Annotated in this window: 18 protein-coding genes; 13 read left to right on the top strand and 5 right to left on the bottom strand. The window is 35.4% G+C overall.

The annotated features are described in order from the left end of the window. Nucleotides 1-40 precede the first annotated feature (40 nt). The 3 genes from BW942_RS03580 (at nt 41) to BW942_RS03570 (ending at nt 2,062) form a co-directional block, all read left to right on the top strand. On the top strand, nt 41-202 hold the full coding sequence (locus tag BW942_RS03580; RefSeq protein WP_001157764.1) for a hypothetical protein: 162 nt from the start codon (nt 41-43) through the stop codon (nt 200-202). A 309-nt stretch (nt 203-511) separates the two neighbouring features. Beyond that, nucleotides 512-1,339, top strand: a complete 828-nt coding sequence (locus BW942_RS03575; protein ID WP_017861820.1) for a three-Cys-motif partner protein TcmP — start codon at nt 512-514, stop codon at nt 1,337-1,339. A 3-nt stretch (nt 1,340-1,342) separates the two neighbouring features. Further along, a complete protein-coding gene (locus tag BW942_RS03570; protein WP_000501018.1) occupies nt 1,343-2,062 on the top strand; it encodes a DUF5131 family protein in 720 nt (239 codons plus the stop codon). 134 nt (nt 2,063-2,196) lie between these two features. On the opposite strand, the gene BW942_RS03565 is transcribed toward BW942_RS03570, so the two are convergent. Then, nucleotides 2,197-3,003, bottom strand: coding sequence for a tetratricopeptide repeat protein (locus tag BW942_RS03565; RefSeq protein ID WP_000950355.1), 807 nt, complete (start codon nt 3,001-3,003; stop codon nt 2,197-2,199). 109 nt (nt 3,004-3,112) lie between these two features. On the opposite strand from BW942_RS03565, the gene ribH reads away from it, so the two are divergent. From ribH to BW942_RS03545, 4 genes are read left to right on the top strand one after another with little or no spacing between them, the layout of a single operon-like run. Next, complete coding sequence (gene ribH / locus BW942_RS03560; RefSeq protein ID WP_000613920.1) at nt 3,113-3,568, top strand: 6,7-dimethyl-8-ribityllumazine synthase; 456 nt, start codon at nt 3,113-3,115, stop codon at nt 3,566-3,568. Then, entirely contained in the window at nt 3,569-3,985 is a 417-nt protein-coding gene (gene nusB / locus BW942_RS03555; RefSeq protein ID WP_001276210.1) for a transcription antitermination factor NusB, read from the top strand. Continuing rightward, on the top strand, nt 3,978-6,044 hold the full coding sequence (locus BW942_RS03550; protein ID WP_000356651.1) for a tetratricopeptide repeat protein: 2,067 nt from the start codon (nt 3,978-3,980) through the stop codon (nt 6,042-6,044). Before nusB ends, BW942_RS03550 begins: the two co-directional genes overlap by 8 nt. A gap of 20 nt (nt 6,045-6,064) precedes the next feature. Then, complete coding sequence (locus BW942_RS03545) at nt 6,065-7,381, top strand: HEAT repeat domain-containing protein (protein WP_000622941.1); 1,317 nt, start codon at nt 6,065-6,067, stop codon at nt 7,379-7,381. Between the two features lie 591 nt (nt 7,382-7,972). Here BW942_RS03545 and BW942_RS03540 read toward each other — a convergent pair. Continuing rightward, nucleotides 7,973-8,827, bottom strand: coding sequence for a hypothetical protein (locus BW942_RS03540; protein ID WP_000550877.1), 855 nt, complete (start codon nt 8,825-8,827; stop codon nt 7,973-7,975). 1,296 nt (nt 8,828-10,123) lie between these two features. Here BW942_RS03540 and leuA2 point away from each other — a divergent pair. After that, nucleotides 10,124-11,410 (top strand): 2-isopropylmalate synthase LeuA2, encoded by a 1,287-nt coding sequence (gene leuA2, locus BW942_RS03535; RefSeq protein WP_000806764.1) that lies wholly within the window; start codon nt 10,124-10,126, stop codon nt 11,408-11,410. Nucleotides 11,411-11,848: 438 nt separating this feature from the next. Here leuA2 and BW942_RS03525 read toward each other — a convergent pair whose 3' ends face one another. Further along, complete coding sequence (locus BW942_RS03525; RefSeq protein ID WP_000672221.1) at nt 11,849-12,322, bottom strand: HEAT repeat domain-containing protein; 474 nt, start codon at nt 12,320-12,322, stop codon at nt 11,849-11,851. Between the two features lie 595 nt (nt 12,323-12,917). On the opposite strand from BW942_RS03525, the gene BW942_RS03520 reads away from it, so the two are divergent. The 3 genes from BW942_RS03520 (at nt 12,918) to BW942_RS03510 (ending at nt 16,768) form a co-directional block, all read left to right on the top strand. Further along, on the top strand, nt 12,918-13,067 hold the full coding sequence (locus BW942_RS03520; RefSeq protein WP_001969088.1) for a hypothetical protein: 150 nt from the start codon (nt 12,918-12,920) through the stop codon (nt 13,065-13,067). Between the two features lie 16 nt (nt 13,068-13,083). After that, a complete protein-coding gene (locus BW942_RS03515; RefSeq protein WP_001276589.1) occupies nt 13,084-14,244 on the top strand; it encodes an LptF/LptG family permease in 1,161 nt (386 codons plus the stop codon). Between the two features lie 1,102 nt (nt 14,245-15,346). Next, entirely contained in the window at nt 15,347-16,768 is a 1,422-nt protein-coding gene (locus BW942_RS03510; RefSeq protein WP_000687497.1) for an MDR/zinc-dependent alcohol dehydrogenase-like family protein, read from the top strand. 411 nt (nt 16,769-17,179) lie between these two features. Here the strand turns inward: BW942_RS03510 and BW942_RS03505 are convergent, their stop codons facing one another. Next, nucleotides 17,180-17,698: an LIC10415 family protein gene (locus BW942_RS03505; RefSeq protein WP_000453665.1), complete on the bottom strand. Its 519-nt coding sequence runs from the start codon at nt 17,696-17,698 to the stop codon at nt 17,180-17,182. On the opposite strand from BW942_RS03505, the gene BW942_RS03500 reads away from it, so the two are divergent. After that, nucleotides 17,697-17,936: a hypothetical protein gene (locus tag BW942_RS03500; protein ID WP_000465969.1), complete on the top strand. Its 240-nt coding sequence runs from the start codon at nt 17,697-17,699 to the stop codon at nt 17,934-17,936. The two genes, BW942_RS03505 and BW942_RS03500, sit on opposite strands and share 2 nt — an antisense overlap. 809 nt (nt 17,937-18,745) lie before the next feature. On the opposite strand, the gene BW942_RS03490 is transcribed toward BW942_RS03500, so the two are convergent. Continuing rightward, nucleotides 18,746-18,961: a hypothetical protein gene (locus tag BW942_RS03490; protein WP_001092302.1), complete on the bottom strand. Its 216-nt coding sequence runs from the start codon at nt 18,959-18,961 to the stop codon at nt 18,746-18,748. Between the two features lie 111 nt (nt 18,962-19,072). Between BW942_RS03490 and BW942_RS03485 the strand changes: the two genes are divergently transcribed. Further along, nucleotides 19,073-20,119 (top strand): WYL domain-containing transcriptional regulator, encoded by a 1,047-nt coding sequence (locus BW942_RS03485; protein ID WP_001290040.1) that lies wholly within the window; start codon nt 19,073-19,075, stop codon nt 20,117-20,119. Nucleotides 20,120-20,676 lie beyond the last annotated feature (557 nt).

The raw sequence follows: 20,676 nt of genomic DNA, 5'->3' as shown, positions 1-20,676 counted from the left end.
AGTTTAAGATTCCCCTCTCATTTTTCCGATATTCAAAGAGATGCAAGAACCCATTCTAAAACCGAATTTTCAATCCAAGGTAGTGAATTTTGGTCTTTATAAAATTAAAAAAGCTCTTAAGGAAGAAGGATTTGAAGTCGTGGAAAAACCAAATGGAAAAATCGTTTTAGTAATTCGAGTTGGGAAGGAAAGGCAAAAATAAAAGGAACGTTCCCATCTTTCTTCAAAATATTTACTATTTTTGATCAATCTCCGGTGTCTTTTTAAAATTATTCGGTCTTCCTTTTAATTTCTCTCTGTTAACGATTATAATATTACTGAGTCCTTTAGGGAACGGATTATTATAATTGAAAATGTTTAGGATTAAGTTTATATTTTCCCCCCATAAAATGACTCAAATAAAAACGATTTAATTCGGAATAAAGTCTTTGAAGTATGATTTTATAATATTAAGTAATAAAAAATAATTAAATAATTCTATATAAATTACTAATATACCGAATCTTAATATATGGAAGATGATTTTGATTTGTATGATCGAGCTGGTGAATGGACTGAGTTAAAATTAGAAATAGTCAAAAAATATGCGGAAAGTTTTCAGGGGGCTTTGAAAAATTTAAATTTTAAAACCATTTATATTGATGGATTTTGTAATTCGGGAGAAGCAATTTCGAAGAAAACTTCAGAGAAAATTGATGGTAGTGCTTTGAGGGCTCTAAAAGTTACACCACCATTTCATGAATATCATTTTGTAGATCTTGAAGAAAAACGGGTTCACCATTTGCAAAGCCTTGTAAGTTCAGAAACTAACGCATATTTTCATATAGGAAATTCTAATAAAGTTCTTCCAGCAAAAGTATTTCCAAAGTTCCATTACGATAAGTATGAAAGAATATTTTGTCTTTTAGATCCTTATAAACTGACTCTGGATTGGGATGTAGTAAAGGCAGCCGGAAAAAGTAAAATTACGGATGTGTTAATTAATTTTCCCGTCCTTGATATGAATCGTAATGTTCTATGGAGCAATAATGAATCTATATCCGATAACAATCGAGAAAAAATGAATCGATTTTGGGGGGACGACTCTTGGAAAGGAATTGTGTATTCCGAAGAAAATGATCTTTTTGGGCCGGTAACGGTAAGGAACGAAAAACCTGTGCAGAAAATTTTGGAAGCATACGCTGATCGATTAAAAACAGTAGCTGGTTTTGCAGAAGTGGCTAAGCCTTTGCCAATGAGAAATAGCGTCAACGCCATTGTCTATTATTTGATATTTGCCACGCAGAAGTCACTTGCAATCAAAATTATTAACTCTATTATGAAGAAATACCGAAAATAAATTATGGGCGCTAAATCGAATATAGAATGGACAGAAGCTACATGGAATCCAGTAACTGGATGTACAAAAATAAGCGCAGGTTGTGCAAATTGTTATGCTGAGGTTCTGACAAGACGATTTGAAAAAGATTGGGGAAAATTTTCCGAAGTAAAGATTCATCCATTTCGTTTATCGATACCTCAAAAAAAGAAAAATCCTACAATTTTTTTTGTAAATTCTATGAGTGATTTATTTCATAAAGATGTCCCTAATGAATTTATTTTAGAAATTTTTAAAGTGATGAGAGAGAATCCTCAGCATACTTTTCAGATTTTAACTAAAAGACCTGAGCGGCTTGTTGCTATGAATAAAGAATTAATTTGGACTCCCAATATATGGATGGGAGTTTCCGTTGAAAATCGAAAAGTATATTCAAGAATTGATTTTCTCCGCAAGACTGGCGCGATAATTAAATTTCTTTCAGTAGAACCTTTGTTAGAAAGCGTCGCTGACATTGACTTAGCCGGATTAAACTGGGTTATTGTGGGCGGTGAATCCGGCCTGAAAGCAAGACCTTTGCAGAAAAATTGGGTTATTGAAGTACTCCGTACCTGTAGAAAAGAAAAAGTCGCGTTTTTTTTTAAACAGTGGGGTGGAAGAAACAAAAAACTTGCCGGAAGACTTTTGAATGGAAGAGAATACAATGAAATGCCGATACTTCCTAAAATTAAAAAAGTTATTTAGGTTAGCTTCTTTTGATATTAGGGATTAAATCATTCAAAACTTTTCTAGGTTGAAGTTTGAGTTTTTAATACTGTTTTTAAATTTTTTTTGATTTACCTTTAGAATTTTAGAATATTTTTATTTTATAATTTCTTTTACATTGCGTCTGGATCCGCATCTGGAAGTTCTACTTCTTCTTTTGAAGGTTCTGCTTTTAAAAATTCTCCACATTTCTCTTTGAGTTGATCGTGAATTTTCCACTTGTCTCCGGCGAGAGGCATAACTCTGAGATAAAGTCTATAGTTTCGGATCGAACCTCTACAATAACCTCCTTTTAGATACAATTGACCGAGTAGTTTTCTAGCTGCGGGATGTGCCGGTTCTAATTCGATGACCTGATTGGCGAGTCTAACCGCTTTATCCGGGTTATTTGCCGCAAGTTTTCTCGCTTCTTCCCAGGCCGGAAGAGTTTCTTTTTCGTACTTTCTATAGAGATCGGTGTTTCCCATTTGGAATAAACGAAAGATGATCGCATCTTCTTTTCCGTTGCGACAAATTCCATACCAAACGTCTTCTTCTTTTTCGGTAATTCGGTTGGCTCTAATTCCTGCAAGTCTGGAACCGTCTATACAACCTGTGGCTTCAAAAAGATCCTTCATCGCTTGCGGAGAAGTAGCTAAAATTCTTCTGGTTTTGTTTTCAAAACTCGCGATCTCGTCTTCCGGAAGAGAATCTTCTGGGTTTGGAAGATCTTGTAAGCCAGATAAAACTCTTAATTTGATGTTAGATTCTAACACCCATTCGGGTAAGTTAAGAGACTTTAAAAATTCGTCTTCTTTTGGAAAGATTCTTCGATAGACGGAACATTCCGAAAGAAAAAGAAAAACAAAAAATAAAAAAAACAATCGAATACAATAGATGAAATAAAAGCCGGAGAGAATTTTTCGAATCATCGATAACAAGAGATTTATCCTTGACTATAATATTAGGACAAAATGTCCTAATATAGATATTTTAACTTACCACAATGGTAAGATGTGATTTCTCAACAATAGAATCAATCAGGAATCTATGATCCAAGAACTCAAAGCAGATCTAAACGGAAAGGGACAAAAACACTGTGTGATTGTCTCTCGTTTCAATGAATTTATAACGGAAAGTTTACTGAAAGGAGCACTTGAGTCGTTTCGGATGCACGGAGTTGAAGACGTAACCGTGGTTCGGGTTCCTGGTGCTTACGAGATGCCGGTGGTGGTTTCTAAAGCGGCCGCTTCTAAAAAATATGATTCCATCGTTTGTTTGGGGGCGGTGATCCGAGGTGCAACCGCTCATTTTGATTTAGTAGCGGGAGAATCTGCAAAAATCGGATCAATTGGAGTTCAACATTCTATCCCTGTTATTTTTGGAGTTTTGACCACAGATACGATTGAACAAGCGATTGAAAGAGCCGGGACTAAGGCGGGAAATAAGGGTGCGGAAGCCGCAGCCACCGCCGTGGAAATGGTAAACCTACTTTCCCTTCTTTGAATGTCAGCTAGACGTACTTCCAGAGAAATTGCCGTAATGGCGCTTTACCAATTGGAACTTACTCAACCCCCTTTAAAGGAAGTTCTTAAGTTTAAATGGTACGATAAAAAAACGGAACCAGAAGAAAGGGATTTTGCAGTTTCCATCGTAAATGGGGTTGTGAAAAACCAAGAACAGATCGATACTCTAATCAAGAAATACTCCAAAAATTGGGACTTTTCAAGAATCAGTATCGTAAACAAAGCAATTCTGCGTTTGTCTATATACGCGTTATTATATACTTGGGAAGTTCCAAAAAACGTTACGATCGACGAAGCGGTAGAACTTACAAAAGAATTTGAAAGCGAAGAATCGGCTCGGTTTGTAAACGGAGTTTTGGACGCAATTCTCAAAAACGAAATCAAATCCGATGGATAAAGAAATCCGAAAAAACAGGTTGTTTTTAGAGGGAATCGAGGAAGAGGAATTTTATTTCCCCGAGAATAAAGAACCGGTTCGGATTCGTAGATCCTATAATAAACTTCTAATATTCTGGATTCTGATGGGTCTTTTGGTGTTAGGGGGAATCGGTTTTGCGGTTTACCATCAATTTTTTCGTAATTCCTCCTCTGGTTCCGAGTTTGCAGGAGCCTTTAATAAGGATTTGATCCAAAATAAATCCGACATCAATCGTTTATTAGAAAGACCTTATATACCGGATGGAAACGCAAACCCGGCGTTAACAAAATGTATCAATCTTTACAAAGAAAGATTTACCAGGCAGGCATTTGATACCTGTAATGAGTTTTTAGATTCTACAGGAACTCAGGAAGAAAAATCGATCGCATTGACTGTGTTAGGTGTAATCCATGACGAGAGCGGGCGTTATCCGCAAGCAATCGAAAGACTTCAAAAAGCGATTCAATACGATCCTAAAAATTTCTACGCGTATTACAATCTTACGTTGTCTTATAAACACGCTGGAAGATTTGCAGACGCTCGAATGGCTGCTCTGAAAGCGAAAGAAATCGCGCCTAGTGATCCTAGGGTTTCGTTACTTGCTGGAAATCTATTTAACGAGTTGAACGACCCGGATGCTGCGATTGACGCCTATAAAGAAGGGTTGTCTACTTCTCCGGACGATATGCATCTGACTTACAATTTAGGAGTTAGTTATTTTAAAAAGGGTGAAATTCCACAAGCAGAAGAGGAATTTAAGAAAGTTGTAATAAAGACTCCATCCGGAAGATTAGCCGCGTTATCTCATTCTTATTTGGGAAATATCGCTTACAACAAACAGGATTATAAAAATGCGGAATATCATTTCCGACAAGCAAGCAACCTTTCACCTAACGAAGCAAAGTATCTTTATAATCTCGCGATAGTTCTACAAAAAAATGGAAATAAAGAAGAGGCTCTTAAATATTTGGAACTTGCGAGAGACGCAGGCGCAAACGATCCCGAAATTTATAGATTGATTGCAGAAGGGTTTTCCAATCTCAATCAGGGAGAGATGTCCATTTCGGCGCTTCAGAAAAGTTTAAAATATAATCCTACGGATGTGGATTCTCTCTTTCAACTTGCGGAAGCATACTATAACAAAGGAGATTTACTTTCTGCGGAAGAAACCTATCGTAGGATCGTATCTTCTACTCCTGGCGATAGTTTTACGGAGACTGCTCTGATTAATTTGGGAGTCGTTTTGGATCAGATGGAACGTTATGGAGAAGCGGTCACTACTTTGAATCGGGTGATAGAACTCAATCCTAAAAACGCGAAAGCGTATCATACATTAGGAATTGTTTATAAACATTCTGGAAATGGGACACTCGCTATAGAAAACTGGAGAAAGTCCACGGCGATAGAGCCGGAAAATATACAAAGCCGTGAAGCTCTTGGAGACTATTTACTGGAAAATAAATTTTTTCGGGAAGCTGTGGAAGAATATATAGGATTAGTAAAACATAAAGACGACGCTTACAAGGTATATCTCAAAATGGCGGAAGCCTATATGGGAATGCAGGACGATTCCAACGCCGAAAAAATTCTACTGAAAGTATTGAATTCTTCAAGAGACGGAGCGGATCTGAAAAACGCGCATAAGAAACTTGCCTTGTTATATAATAAATCCAAAGACCCAGATTTAAAAAATAGGGCCAAAGACGAGGCTTTTCGCTCTGCTCACATGGATCCGAACGATATGGAAGGCAGATTGGTACTTGCAAAAATTCTAATAGATTCTAATTCAATTTTGGATCGTGAAAAGGCTATCGATGAACTGACCGCGATTGTGAGATCTGATGTAAGACCTAAAACAGCGGCGACCGCTTATAATTATTTAGGGATTTGTTATTATAAAAATGGGGAATTTAAAAGGGCGGTTCGGGCGTTTCAGAGTTCGATCGATTTAGACCCGTCTTTGTCAGAAGCCTACGAGAATAAGCGGGCAGCGTCTGCGGCGTTAGAAGAAAATACTCGCAGGGAGGGATATTTCTGAAAAGTTACTTCTTAACGTTTTTGATTTCATTCCTTTTTATAACTTCGATTCAAGCAGCGGAAACACCTAAAGACGAATTTAAAGAAAAAGTATTCAATTTTTCTAAATTACAAGCCACGGCAATTACAGAGATACGAGCCAAAAACAGATTGGATCTCGTAAAGGAATTACCTACTATATTCCAAAACGAATCCATTGAAGAAAAGGCTCAGGTTGCGATTTTAAAGCTATTTTCTGAATTAGAGGATTTGGACGGTCTCGCACCAAATTGGGTGGTAGTTTTGGACTTGGTCTTTCAAAAGACGACTAATGTAAATTTGAAAAAAGAAATTCTACTATTGGCTGAAAAGAAAAAAGAAAAACGACTGATCTATTCGGTGATTGCTGCGTTTAGTGATCCCGAAACACAAGTAAGAACTCTAAGTTATCGATTGATGAATTTATTAAAGGACGATAGGGCCTTACCGATTTTACTGGATATGTCCTTGTCTAAAGATCCGGTGCATAGAATGTATTTTTTGGAATCCTCTTTGATTATTAAAGACGAGAGGATTCAAAATCAGATTCATAAATTAGCGAATGATGAAAGTCCAGGAGTGAGAAAGAAATATCTCATAGCGATCAATCGACTTGGAATGACTGATAAATTTTCACAGTTTCAAAAATCTGCCACTAACGATCCGGACGATGACGTGAAAATGGTCGCATTAGAAATTCTTAAAAATAAAAAAGGCCGTCAATATTTATCTTTGTTTTACAAAGGGCTTAACGACTCTAATTCAGATATACGAAGAATTTCTTTAGAAGCGTTGTTACTCTACCAAGATAAACAAGGAGCCAAAGCTGTATCCGATCAATTGGTAAAGGAAGACAATTCGTTTTTAAGGGCGAGAATGATCGATCTATTATTGGATCTTGGAAACAACGGAGGAGGTCAAGGTATTCTTGCGGTGTTGACTAACGCAGAAGATGCAGAGTTAAGAACAAAAGCGGCTTACGCGGTGGGAAAGTTAGGAGCAAATACAAATGCATTTGAACTTACAAAAATTTTATCAGAAGAAAAAGAGAATGCGGTTAAGTGGCAGCTCATTCATTCTTTAGGAGAGCTTAAGGATAAAAATGCGGTTCCTGCGTTACTCGTTCTTGCTAGAAATCCGAGAGAAAAACTGAATCTAAGAATCGAAGCGGTAAACACGATCCGAACGATCAACGATCCGGATAGTTTGCCTTCTATCTTTGAAGCGTATGTATCCGAAAACGAACAAACTCTTCGCACCGAATTAGAGAACACATTACGCGAAATTTTGAACCTGAAATTCCCACCTAAAATTCCTTAGATCTCGATTTAAAATCCTGTCGAACGGCCATCAGAGCGAAATAGAAGACAGTAGCTCATTTCTATTCTATAAAATTTTTCTAATACAATTTTTAATTGATTAACTTTTTTTGTCTTCTTAAAAAAAGACAATTTGTGGATCGAGGTTTCCCGGATTATCGTTAGAATTATTTAATAATTTCATTAACAAGTTGCTTCAATCGGCCGTTTTCACAAAATAGAAAACATACGAAGGATTGTTTTTTCAAAACTCTATTTAAATGTATTAGTATTTTATTAAATATTAATTTATATTGTTTTTTAGAGAAAATATATAAACAGTCGAGGGCCGCTTATAGGTTGTCAGTCTTTTGTTTAGTGCGATGAAACGAAGTTCGTCTGTTCTCTAAACGCGAAAGGGATCGATGCGGAGTCAAGTTATTGGAATTGAAAAAATTGAATGTATCACTATAACACACAATAACTTGACTGGAGCTGAGAGCCCGGTCCCGCCTATTCCATTTGATCTTTCTTTTACAAATTATTGGCGGGATTCGCTCCTATTTTCAACCGCCAAATTCATCTTGATATAAGGTTTATAGTTAAAGCCAATTTATTTTGTGTCTATCAATTCTAAATCCTGTTTTTGAAACCAGCCTAAGTTATAGACCTTATCTTTTATGTAAGGGGAGGGAATCAAAACGAAATACCAATCAGGCATCTGTTTTTCGTTCAATTTGTTTGAAAGTGCAAAACCTTCAAAATTTGTATTGTATAAATCGATCCTATTCCCCTGAATTTTTTGATCCGAACAAGGGTCCGGAATTTCTTTGTCGTCGATTACCGAAGCCGTTCTTAGTTTCGCTGAATTTTTAGAAACTTTAAAACGTTTGAAATATTCGAGTTGTGTAGGCTGATGTAAAACTCCAGAATAAGAAACGGATATTTGGCTTTTAAGTTGATTGGAGTCGAAATCAAAATTAAGAATTTCTAAAGAACCATATTGAAGACAACAACAAGAAGGAGCTTTTATATAAAATGTTACAAATTTTTGAGAACGTTTAAAATCCACGATCATTCCACCGCGATTATAGAGCAATTTGTAACCCTTCGAAGTGTTTAAAAAAATTAGTACAAAATCTTGAGTAGGATTTTCAGGATCATAAATTAAATCCAATTTACCATCTTGATTGAAATCGACTTGATGAAGGTTTTTGAGACGATTGGTTTGTTTGATTTCGTTAAATATTTTTAAAACTTCTGATTTAGATCCTTTATTGATCTTGTCTTTGAGAAGATTGAAATCGATTTGAGTTTCTAGATTTTCCCAACCGATTCTATGATCTTTTTGAATATGTTTTAGAATTTCGTTCGTTTGTTCTAAATCTAGTTTTAAATTTTCACCAAACAAAGAACTAGAAACAAAAAAGAAAATGGTCGCTATAACTGGAAAGATATAAAGGTGCATTCAAATCTCTTTGTGATAGAATTTGTACATTTTTTAAACTGTTTGAAAGGATAAAACGAAATTAATTAAAAATCGTTCGGTAACTAAAAACTAAATTTTAGAAAAGGCTCGGTTTTAGTGGAGTTCCTACAAATTACGTCTTGTTTTTGTTTTGAGATCAATTTTTATTTTAAGGATTATGTGTGTTTAACATAAGGAATTCATAATTCTGAAAAAAGCTGGAATTTGAATTTTATAGATCGATTCCTTAAATGTGGGAACTACCACAATTTAAAAAATAGAAGTTTATAACAATTGAACCTGTCGTATTCAAGTGTGAGAGGAAATTCACACAAAACTTAGGTTTGTCCGTAAAATGATGTGGGAACTCTTACAATTTTAGAACTTGTTCGTAAAATCGTGATCTGTGGTAGTTCCCACATTTTCGAAAACTTCACCTACAAAAAATGGAATAGGTTTTGAAATTGAAATCATAAGAACCTGTCCCAAAAAAAACTCAATGGCACTGCTCACTATGGATTGCAGCGGAAACTCAATAACGCTAGGCGTAGTGTTAAGGACAACCCGTCGAGCGCCAATAGAAAGTGAGATTTGAGTTTAGAAAGCGTTCTGTTTTAATTACTGCAGCTTGATCTTTCTAATAAAGTGAAAACTCAATGCGTTCACTCCCTATCATAACCTTACCCACAAATATTTGATCTCAATATAAATCTGTCGGAATTACGACAAATCCTCTGTAAAACTTAGTTCCCACCCCACAACGCGATTCATAGAGAGCGTTGTGTTGAGTTTTTCCTATTTTTGGGTGGGGGACGGAGGTGGTAAGGTTCGGAAAATTTTTCTCTATCAGAAAAACATACTTTTTGCAAGTAAAAAGACTCATTCTTGTCGGAACACTTGAAAAATGTGCATTTTGATTCTTCTCATTCTAAAATCCTATTAACTTGTGGGTAAGGTGATGCTCCCTATGAGTCGCTGGGATAACTCAATGTCTCGCTCTTTACGAATCGCTCGGCAGGTTTTCGAACGCGCTGTAAGTGAATCCATAAGCTTTGATTTCATTCTAAAAAATACTTGTATTTTTAAAGAATCCGATTGAGTCTGATATTATATGTTTCGCAACGTAACTCTACTAACGCTTACTATTGAGCTTTTACTCCTCCTTAGTTAGGGGGAGCTGGTAGAGTTGTAAAAAAATACACGAGCCTGCTCCTCCTGGAGTGGGCTTTTTTATTTCCGAGTTCATCTCTGTTCGGAAAATCCCTCTCCTGGACTGGCCGGTAAAAGGAGAAAACAATGAAACAAGATTCACAATCGGAAAATGAGTCTATAGTGCGTGACCTTTCCGTTTCCGAAGATCAAAGAAATGTAAAGTTCTTCTCGGATCTTCAAACTCCAATTCCTAAACATCTTCCTTTTTTTATGGACGTGACTTTAAGAGACGGAAACCAAGCACTTCGTAGACCTTGGAATTTAGAACAAAAAGAAACAATCTTTAAACAACTTTTAAAACTAGGAGTACAAGGAATTGAAGTAGGATTTGCTTCTTCTAACAACCAAGAATTTGAAGCCTGTAAATATCTTTCTTCGATTGCACCGGATAACGTAGTCATATCTTCTTTATCTAGAGCTGTGGAAAAAGAAATCGAAGTTTCTTGGAAGGCGATACGGTTTGCTCCAAAACCAAGGATTCACATCGTATATCCTGTATCTGCGTTTACGATTCAAAACGTATTGAAGATAACTCCTGAAAAAGTTTTAGATAGGATTTCCCAGTCAGTGGCTTATGCAAAAAGTCTTGTAGGATCAAAAGGTGAAGTTCAATTTTCAGGAGAACATTTCGGAGATTCTTTGGAAAACTTAGATTTTGCTGCGGAAGCGTTTCAAATCGCTTTGAATAACGGAGCCGATGTTGTAAATCTTCCCAACACCGTCGAACGTTATCGTCCTTGGCTTTTTGTTTCTATGGTAAAGGCGGTTGCTAATTTATTGCCAGAGGATACAAGAATTTCGATTCATACACATAATGATCTTGGAATGGCGACTGCGACTACGGTAGAATCTTACTTTGCAGGAGCGGTTCAATTGGAGACGGCGTTAAACGGACTTGGAGAGAGGGCGGGAAATACAAACACATATGAAGTGGCAATTGCTCTTCATAACTGCGGAGTTGAAGTCCCTTTAAATTTTTCGACGATCTATGAAACATCTCGTTTGGTTTCTTATCTATCGGAGATTCCAATTTATGAAAAAGCGCCTTTGATTGGAGAAGACGTCATTTCTCATCGATCCGGAATTCATCAAGACGGAGTCGCAAAAACACGCCATCTACAAAAAGGCGCCTATCGCGCGTTTGACGCCGCGTTGATCGGAAGGCCGGAGGGGGACAGAATCGAATTTACAAATCAATCGGGTAAAAGTGCGGTCTATTGTATTTTAAAAGATGCAGGGGAAAACATTACCTTAGAAGAAGCTGGTAGGTTGCAGCCGATTTTAAAAAAGATTTCCGAAGATTTAGGTAGAAGAGAACTGACTTTGGAAGAAATTCGGATCGAATGGAATCGCTTGCTCAGAGCTATATAAAGGATACCTAATGTTTTTTATTTAAATGGGATTTTGTAATGAAATCTAGTTCAACGTAAGAAAATTTGGACGAATCCGGCTGCAGTGCAGCCGGACCGGGCTCTTTAGCTCCAGTCAAGTTATTGTGTGTTACGGTAATATATTCAATTTCTTTAATTTCAATAACTTGACTCTGCATCGATCCCTTTTGCATTGAAATCAGAGTCTATTTAATTATGGCACTTATTCTTATAAGAATCGATTCAGAGTGGTTTCTTATGTGGATGATAAAAAACGAATCATATTTAACTGTAATTAGAGGATAAACTGTAAACTTGATTAAACAGGACAATGCTTTCCAAAAGGAAAGCATAACGTCTTGATTATTTTCTGCGTAGAATCTCGCTTAAGACCTAAACGAGTTTTTGTTATCAACTTTTGGAACAAGTTGAAAGGGGATTAGAGTTTGAGTTTCTTTTTGATTAGGTCTAAAAGATCCGCTACAAATTCATCACTTCTACGATTTTTATCTGCGTATTCAAAGGCTTCTTTTGTAGAATCTTCTAACTTTTCATTTTTTGTGGTAATGTTTAAAAGAGAAGCCAAAGAAGCATAAACTATATCTCCGTTTTCGGAGGAAATAATTTTGTTTTTTAAAGCGATTGTAGAATCACCAGGTTCCGCTATTTTTCCCAAAGAGATCGCTGCAGCCGTTGCGATTTTAGGTTCGTTGTTACGATTTAAAAGTTGGATTAGTTCCGGAATTGCGGATTTTTCTTTGTTCTTTCCAAGAGCAACTGCAGATTCGTATTTTTCGGAATCGGAACCGGAAGAAAGCGATTTAATATGTTCCTCAGTAGATTTTTCTGCGAATAGCGCGCCAGATGTAAAAAAAACGGCGAACATAAGAATGACAATAGAACGAAATTTCATGAGAGACTCCTTTCCTTCGGAAGAATCGTGTATAGAAACGAGAGAGTCAATCTAAAATTCGGAAGGGCTTTGGGAGTTCTTACAATTTAGTACAGGTGTAAGTTGGATTTTAACGATAAAGTAATAGTTAGAATATAGTGACAAAAATTGTGATTTTTAAGTTTTGTGATAGTTTCTCAATTTTCAAAAATAGAATAGTAGCTCGGGTTTATTATAGTTTTATCTTCAATTTTTAGAAGAGAAAGATAAACTTTCAAAAACGTGTCTCTGAATTGAAAGTAAACTTCGGTATAATTCAATGCGAAAGCGATTGAGGCGTGATCAACAAATTGAATTTATAAAAAGTTTTTGTTTTCAAGCGAACTTTCAATTTGTTGATCGGAGCTGAAAGCGCGGTCCGGCGACGCCGGATTCGCCCGAATTTTCAATCGTTGAACTCACTTTGAATTTTATAAGAATCAGTAAAATTTTAAGTTCAATCAAGCAGAGTGTTGTGATCAAAATTTACGGTACTGAATTTTATCAAAATCAGTAGTATAGTAATAGAATGTCAAATCACTGTAAAAAGAAATTATCATCTTCAAAGATTCCAAAAGTGATTTTTTACAAACCTTTGGGAAGGATTTTAGTGATCGGTAAGGTGTTGTATTATTTTACAGCACCGGTAGAATGGTATTCAGTTTTGACTTCCGGAATAAAGACACATTCTAAAAAAGGGTCTGGCAAATTTTGGAACAAACTTTAAATTTCTAACGAACTTTATGTCTGCAAGTCCTTTTCAATTTCATTCCTTCAAATCTTTTTTTCAAAAATGGAAGAAGGAATTTTTTCCATTAAGAATTTTAGATAAGTACTTATTTGGAGAATTTTTTAAAATCTTTATTGGAACCGTGATTCTACTAACAGGGATTATGCTACTTTCTCTTGTAAATGATAACCTAAGAAATTTTACTGCAACAAAGGCGCCTAGATACCACGTGGCGCTTTTTTTAGTTTATAGTATTCCGAAGATCATATCTACTACTGTAGTTTCCATGTCTTTGATGTTTTCAATTTGTTTTACGGTTGGGCAGTTTTCAGTAAACAAGGAACTCGTTTCTATGATGGCTGCGGGGGTATCTTTTTTTAGAATTGTAACTCCTCTCATCCTATTCGGAATTTTAATGTGGATTATAATGTTGCTCGCGACTGAGTTAATCGTAAGGCCGGTCAACAAATTAGCAAAAATAGAACACGATACACTTACAGAGGGAATGGGAACTCTTGCGAATAGTGTGTATCAATTTCACGTGAAAGGAAAAGAAGGGTTTTATTATTTATATTTTTATGATCCGGATAAGGACGAGATCAATGGGGGATTCAATTATATAAGACTTAGACCGGATGGATCTCCAGAAACGGTAATCTCTTCTTTGAAGGCGAAATACAATTACGAAACTAAACTTTGGAAGATGAAGAAAGTAGAAGAGTGGCATTTTGACAACGATTTGAAACTCAGTTCTCAAGAAACTTACGAAGAAAAAGAATACGAACTTCCCGAAGAACCTTCTTACTTTAAAGTTCCTGCAGGTTCCGTGGAAGAGATGAATCTCTTTCAGTTAAAAGAAGAAGAAAAAAGAAGAATTCAAAAAGGTCTTGCTTACGGAGACGTTCTTACAGAAAAACATTCCGTTTTTGCTTTACCTATGATGACGATCATAGTTACTTTGATTGGAACGATTGCGGGGTATTTTACAAAAAAAACCGCCGGAGTCGCTTCTTTAGGAATAACCATCGGAGTCGTACTCATCTATTATATATTTAACTCTGCAGGAAAATCTCTAGGTGAAAACGGAGTAATACCTCCTTTTGCAGGAGTTTGGATTACTCCAAGTTTATTCTTAGGTTTGTGTTTTTGGATGTTTCGTCGGATGAATTTATAAAATTTTCATTCATTATATAAATTAAATATTCAAATGATTAAAAGTATCTGCACTTTATTGAAGAATTTCTTTTGTTGTCCCTATAAAATACAGTCTCAATATTTTACACTCAAATATGGCTTTATAATAAAAATTTATGATACTGATCTCTATAAAATTGAGTACCGTTGATTTTATCACAAAACACTGATTTCGTGCAAAATATTAAGTACTTTATTATATAGTTATGAGTAATAGGTTGTATAGAGATTATTCAGACACATAATAATAAAATACCCATAGCTTAATTTCAATATTAGGAAGCTATCTCAAAAATATTTTAGAATGATTGGAGTTGGCATTTTAAGCAAAAATAAAGTATTTTTGAGATAAGTTGTAGAGTTTTTGAAAAATTAATTCTCCATCTATTTCATGGAAACGGTCGCTGGAAGCAGTTTTGTTGATATGAATTATGGATTTTCAACGATTCTATTTAACGTGAGTTCGGTGTAAGTAAATGAGAAAGAATTTTCTAAAAGTATGAGCTCCTACAATTTTAGAATTTGTTCGTAAAATTGTGATTTGCGGTAGTTCCCACATTTTAGAAATCGAGATCACAACTTTTTTTAGAAAAATGAATTATGGATTTTTTACGTCGAACTCACGTTATTTAGGTGTTTGATTTTATAGGAATGAGTAATGCAAATTTTACCGTACAACTTCAAGATTTGTGTTAGTTCCCACAGATATATCTATTAGAAGATTATGTTTTTTTATAACGGCTTTATCGTCATTTTAAATTGTATGAGTTTCTACGTTTAAAAATTTTACCATAAATCTTGAAATTTGTAGTAACTACTACAAACTTCTGTAAGGTTATATGAAATGAAATTTTAATTTGATTTCATATAACAATAACTTTATGCAAACCTTTAATTTTAGAATCATTATCTTTGGGTTTTATAAAAACTTGTTATTACGCGAAAAGTCGCATGTGGGAACTACCACGGTTCGAGATTTTACAGATCAATTTAGAAAATGTGGGAACTACTACTTTCTCAATAACTGGGTGAAGATTTAGATCTTCTTGAAAATTTGGAATGAAAGAAAGGGGAAGCAGAACATGAAGATCGAATTTTCGGCGATGGATTATCGTTCGGATGAAACTTTTGAAAAAGCGAATTATCTATTCAAAGGAAGTCTGGAAAAAGGCTGGGAAATATATAGAAACGGAAAAGAGTATTTGTGCCTCGGCCCAGGATATAAACTATTAAGGACCAAACTTTGCGGAGTTTGTTCTACAGATCTTTCCAGAAGTTTTCTTCCTTTCCCACTTCCTCAAGTGATTGGACATGAAGTAATTGCAGAAGATATGGAGTCAATCCATGGACTTAAACAAAAATACGTAGTAGAGATCAATGATACATTCGAAGCGAGAGGAGAAAAACCTTTCGACAAATTTTGTGAGGAAGGAATTGCATCTCATAGTCCTACAAGAAAAGTACTCGGAATCGATAGACTTCCTGGAGGATTTGGACCTTATATTTTAGCACCACAAAATGCAGCGATTTCTTATCATACACTTTCTGATAAGGTTGCGGTTTTAATAGAACCATTTGCGGCTTCTTTACAAGCGGTACTATCTTCTCCACCTAAAGATGGGGATGAGGTTGCGGTTTTAGGGCCGAGAAGATTAGGAAGTCTCGTAGTAGCCGCGTTAGCCGCTTTTCGAAATTCTTCGGGAACTCGATTTAAAATTTCAGCACTTTCTAGACGGGATCATCTCTTAAAACTTTCTTTCAAGTTAGGAGCGGATCAAATGATCGATTTGGGAAAAGAAAAAATAGAAACTCTTGATAAACGTTATACAATTGTTTACGATACAACCGGAACTACAAGTGGCTTTGAAAGTGCGATTCGGCTTACAAGTAGAGAATTACATCTAAAAACCACGAACGGGCAAGAAGTTTTTGGGATTAAAAAGTTAACGGAGTTGGTGGTGGACGAACTTAGTCTTTTAAAATTCGCTGATGAAAATTTAAACTTTTGTTGGGAAAAAGAAAATCGTTCCAATCGGACTGTATATGTAGCACCTAATGTTGGAAAGGTGACTTTACCTTCACATTTCAAAGTATATTACGGTAAAATTGAGGACGCCGAAAAAATACTATCGACTGAAGATTTTCGAGGACGAATTCCTCGTTTCGATTTGGGAATTGCAGGTACTGTAGAGGAGATAGATCGTTTGATTCGTCCAAGTCGAAGTCATGAAAATTCTTTGATACGTCCGAGAGGAGCTATCCTTTTCCAGGGAAAATCGGAAAAAAATTATATATTAGAATTTTTGAATTCTGGAAAGTCAATTCGTTCGTCCCGATGCGGAGATTTTCAACTTGCAATCAAGCTATTACAGGAAAACAAAAAAATTTCAGAAGCGCTTGAAAAGAATATGGTAACCCATTTTTATTCACCTGAAGATTTGAATCAGGCGTTTAAAACCGCTAAAAGTTCGGAATCAATCAAAGTAGTAATTAAACATTTCTAATGCTTTCGAGTAAACTTAACGTGAATTTGTAGTAGTTCCTACAATTTTGAGGTTTTGGGATGAAGTATTCAGCCGTGAATCTTAAAATTTGTGTTAGTTCCCACAGATTAAGTCTCTTAAGAAAAATTTATAGATGTTTAAACCGTCTTGTCGTAGTTAAATGAATAGTAGTTCCTACAATCCTAAAGTTTTGGGATGAAGTATTCAGCCGTGAATCGTAAAATTTATGTTAGTTCCCACAGATTAAGTCTCTTAAGAAAAATTTATAAATCTTAAAACCGTCTTGTCGTAGTTAAATGAATAGTAGTCCCTACAATCCTAAAGTTTTGGAATGAGTTAAAATTTTGAGGTTTTGGAAAGAATTAAGAGGTTCAAAAATAAAAAACAGGAAAATTAAATTAACCCGTTTTTTTATTCTTTGATTAATCTCTCGATCGTTTTTTCGGAAAGTTGTTTCATCTGAACGCTTTTACCACTGATCGTTTCTAAGGACTTAGAAAAATGATTTTGGTCTTTCAACATTCCTACGGAAAAAATATTTTCGGATTCTACTTCTAAGTTACGAATTGTATCCGTAAGTTTATTTTTCTTTTCTTGAATCTTTTCTTTTAAAGTGCTCTGATCGATTTCAGGGTTTTCTGCAAGTTCTCTAAACAAAGGAGTTTCACCGAACAAAATATTGATCAGTTCGCTGTTAGGCGTGTTTCCTTCGTTTAAAATGCCTAGTTTCATTTGTTCACGGGTAAATTCTCCCTGAAGACTAGAAAGTGTTTCCTGAATCTTCAAATAACGAGACGTGAGTCCCGAAGAAAATTCGGTCTTGTCCAAACTTTCTTGCTCTACACGGGTAGAAACGTTTCTAGCGGAAGAGCGTTTGTCGCGAATGAGTTTTTCCGCGGAATGGATCAGATTTGTGAGTGGAACTTCCATGTTCTTTCCTCCTCTTCAGAATTCAGATCCGGAAAGAATACCACTTGGTATAAACTTCAAAAGGGACTTCTTTTCTGAAATACCCTATGTCGCATCAAAGATCTTACTTCTGGAGACAATCTATACTAAATATCGGACGGAACGTTGGAAAGAAATAAATTTTTTTTCCGAAATTATAAAAAAAATTAATTTTCTACTTAAGATAAAAATCAATTTTAAAACGTATCTGATTGAATAGTCGATTCATTAAGGAACTGTAATTTTGAATTTATAAAGAACCTAAAGTTAGTTTCAAAACTATCGATTTATCATTTCTAAGTAGAGACTAAGCTAATATGAGTTCGACCATAATTCTGAAAAAAGTAGGATCTGAGTTTTACAGATCGATTTCTAAAATGTGGGAACTACCACAAATTACGATTTTACAAACAAATTCTAAAATTGTAGGAACTAACTCAATCCGAGCGAATCTGGCCGCCAAGATCATCACCGGGTTCTCAACTCTGGTCAATCAATTGCATACAGAAAACATTATACAACATCATCACCTTTAGTTTTAATTTATTATAGAATGCGATCCGTCGAACGTCTTAAAATGCGACCCATCACCAACCCCACAAGTTAATAGGATTTTAGAATCAGAATGAACTTAACAGAACGGGCTTTCTATGGATCGCCGTTCTGGGCTCAAAAAGGCACATTTTTCAAGTGTTCCGACAAGAATGAGTCTTTTTACTTGCAAAAAGTATGTTTTTCTGATAGAGAAAACCTTACCACCTTCACCCATCCAAAAATAGGGAAAACTCAGCACAACGCTCTCTACGAATCGCGTTGGAAAACTCAGCACAACGCTCTCTACGAATCGCGTTGTAGGGAACTAAGTTTTACAGAGGATTTGTTGTAATTCCGACAGATGATCAAATACTTGTGGGGGGTGGTTATCGTTTTGCTGAGTATTTCTCGCATCGATTCCTTTCAAGTCATACAAAATTCACGTTAAAATTAAGTTCCTTAAAAGAAAAACCGGAATTTCTTCCGGTTTGGGTTTTATTTCCTTTTAAAAAGATTCCTGATACTGATCCAGATTTCAGGAAGATAAGCTCCGACTACAATCATACCCAAGCCGCTAAGAGTCCATTTTGTAATCAGAACGTTTTCCGTAAAACGAGTTAACCCCACGTTTAAAATGCTAATGTACCAACCGATCGTGATGAAAATCAGACCGAAAGCGTGAGGAATTACGTAATTTAAAATTGTATTCATTTTTATCCCTTTTGAATAAAATCTGTAATGGAGTAAATTTTGTAAGCCAAGCGAATGGATTCAAGTGGTTTTCGAGTTGATTAGAATGTAGAGTCTCTGAAAGTTTTCGGTATGTCAGAAATTCAAAACTGGAACGAGGATGAGGAAGATTTCCCAATACCCATAAAAGAAGCGGGAAAAACGGAATCCAGACTTTCCGCATTGTTGTTCAATTTGCTTACCCGTCATTCTCCTATGAGTTTTACTAAAATTCGTTCTTTACTTCCCGATCATTATCAAAATCTAGAAAATCCGGATTCAGATCGGAAAAAACTTTCCAGAGACATAGAAGAATTAGGAGAGCTTGGCTTTTTGGTTCGTTCTACACAAGAGGGATACATTCTTGACCGAAACGTATCCAATCGGGAACTAAAATTAGATAAAGAAGAATTCAGCGTACTTGCGGAAACAATTCTTAGATCCTATCAAGAGACACCTTCTTTAGAATTGTATTCGTTGTCTCAGAAATTATTTGAAGGGAAACTAGATATTTATCCAGAATTAGAAACAGATTTGAAAACTCAAAAGAATTTAAGTCAGGTTGAAGCAAGTGCTTCGGAAGAACTTTTAAAAAAACTTTTAGAAGCTTTGAAAATAAAATCTCCCATTCAATTTTTATATTATAAAACTTTTCCGGAAGAAACCTATAAGGTAGAGGCAGATCCGATACGATTGATTCGAAAAAATTCGGAAGACTATTATCTTTTAGCATACGATAGAAAGAAAAAGGAAAGAAGAAGATTTATTATTCCTAAAATCACGAAAGTAGAAACGATAGCTGAAAATCCACTCTATCAACCGCAAGGACAGAAAAGGGAAAATTCTCAGGATTGGGTTTTACACCCAATACTTTTTCAAGTTCACGAACCAATTGAAGTCGAACTGATTTGTGATCCGGAATTTTCGTATAAAGTGCGAAATTCAATATCAGAAATTCCTTATGAAGAATTTTCTAGAGATTCATTTCGATTTAAAGTTACAAATCAAGAAGGACTCTTCCCGTTATTAATCGAAGCAAGGGATTCGATTCAAAAAATTTTACCTGAATCTGTCGCCATCAATTTTCGAAAGAATGTTGAACAAATGGCAATCTATTATCGATCCTTTATAGAAAGTTAAAGTTGATCGAATCTAATATAAACAATCGGAAGAATTTTAATCCGTTTTTAAAATCCAATACCAGTAGGAAATAGCGTTTTCACTTCCATGGTTATCACTCGATTTCAAATTTGATTGGACGAGGATTGTTTTTACATTTCACTCTGGATGGCATTTAATTTACGTTATTCTCTTCTTTATCTCTTTTTCAAAAATGACCATATAACACAGATTTGGTGTAAGAAAATCTTGGTGAATTATTTGTAAATCTCAATCGCTAAAATGGTTTGTGGCCTGAAACACTTTCGTAAAAAGTGTTTCATTTAGTTTTTTAAGTTCAATGTGCTCCTTGAGTTTTTAACAAAATCTTTCTTTGTCCTTGAACTTACTCATAACTATATAATAAGGACCTTCGATTTTACATAGAATCAGCGCTTTGTGATAGAATTAACGGTACTCAATTTTCTAGAGATCAGTAATATGGTCGCTCTGTAGGTTGCGTTCAAACTCAACAAAATGCTCCTTATATAAATCCGATCTTTTGAAGCCAAAAAAACTCAGCGAATACTTCTCTAAGG

Source organism: Leptospira interrogans, assembly GCF_900156205.1.
GTDB lineage: Bacteria > Spirochaetota > Leptospiria > Leptospirales > Leptospiraceae > Leptospira > Leptospira interrogans.
The sequence above is the reverse complement of the archived record's forward strand: the minus strand, read 5'-3'. Positions and strand labels throughout refer to the sequence as shown.

Coding starts and splice junctions, on each gene's coding strand:
- BW942_RS03580 (WP_001157764.1), top strand. CDS start 41: ATGCAAGAACCCATTCTAAAACCGAATTTTCAATCCAAGGTAGTGAAT.
- BW942_RS03575 (WP_017861820.1), top strand. CDS start 512: ATGGAAGATGATTTTGATTTGTATGATCGAGCTGGTGAATGGACTGAG.
- BW942_RS03570 (WP_000501018.1), top strand. CDS start 1,343: ATGGGCGCTAAATCGAATATAGAATGGACAGAAGCTACATGGAATCCA.
- ribH (WP_000613920.1), top strand. CDS start 3,113: ATGATCCAAGAACTCAAAGCAGATCTAAACGGAAAGGGACAAAAACAC.
- nusB (WP_001276210.1), top strand. CDS start 3,569: ATGTCAGCTAGACGTACTTCCAGAGAAATTGCCGTAATGGCGCTTTAC.
- BW942_RS03550 (WP_000356651.1), top strand. CDS start 3,978: ATGGATAAAGAAATCCGAAAAAACAGGTTGTTTTTAGAGGGAATCGAG.
- BW942_RS03540 (WP_000550877.1), bottom strand. CDS start 8,827: ATGCACCTTTATATCTTTCCAGTTATAGCGACCATTTTCTTTTTTGTT.
- leuA2 (WP_000806764.1), top strand. CDS start 10,124: ATGAAACAAGATTCACAATCGGAAAATGAGTCTATAGTGCGTGACCTT.
- BW942_RS03525 (WP_000672221.1), bottom strand. CDS start 12,322: ATGAAATTTCGTTCTATTGTCATTCTTATGTTCGCCGTTTTTTTTACA.
- BW942_RS03515 (WP_001276589.1), top strand. CDS start 13,084: ATGTCTGCAAGTCCTTTTCAATTTCATTCCTTCAAATCTTTTTTTCAA.
- BW942_RS03510 (WP_000687497.1), top strand. CDS start 15,347: ATGAAGATCGAATTTTCGGCGATGGATTATCGTTCGGATGAAACTTTT.
- BW942_RS03500 (WP_000465969.1), top strand. CDS start 17,697: ATGTTCTTTCCTCCTCTTCAGAATTCAGATCCGGAAAGAATACCACTT.
- BW942_RS03505 (WP_000453665.1), bottom strand. CDS start 17,698: ATGGAAGTTCCACTCACAAATCTGATCCATTCCGCGGAAAAACTCATT.
- BW942_RS03490 (WP_001092302.1), bottom strand. CDS start 18,961: ATGAATACAATTTTAAATTACGTAATTCCTCACGCTTTCGGTCTGATT.
- BW942_RS03485 (WP_001290040.1), top strand. CDS start 19,073: ATGTCAGAAATTCAAAACTGGAACGAGGATGAGGAAGATTTCCCAATA.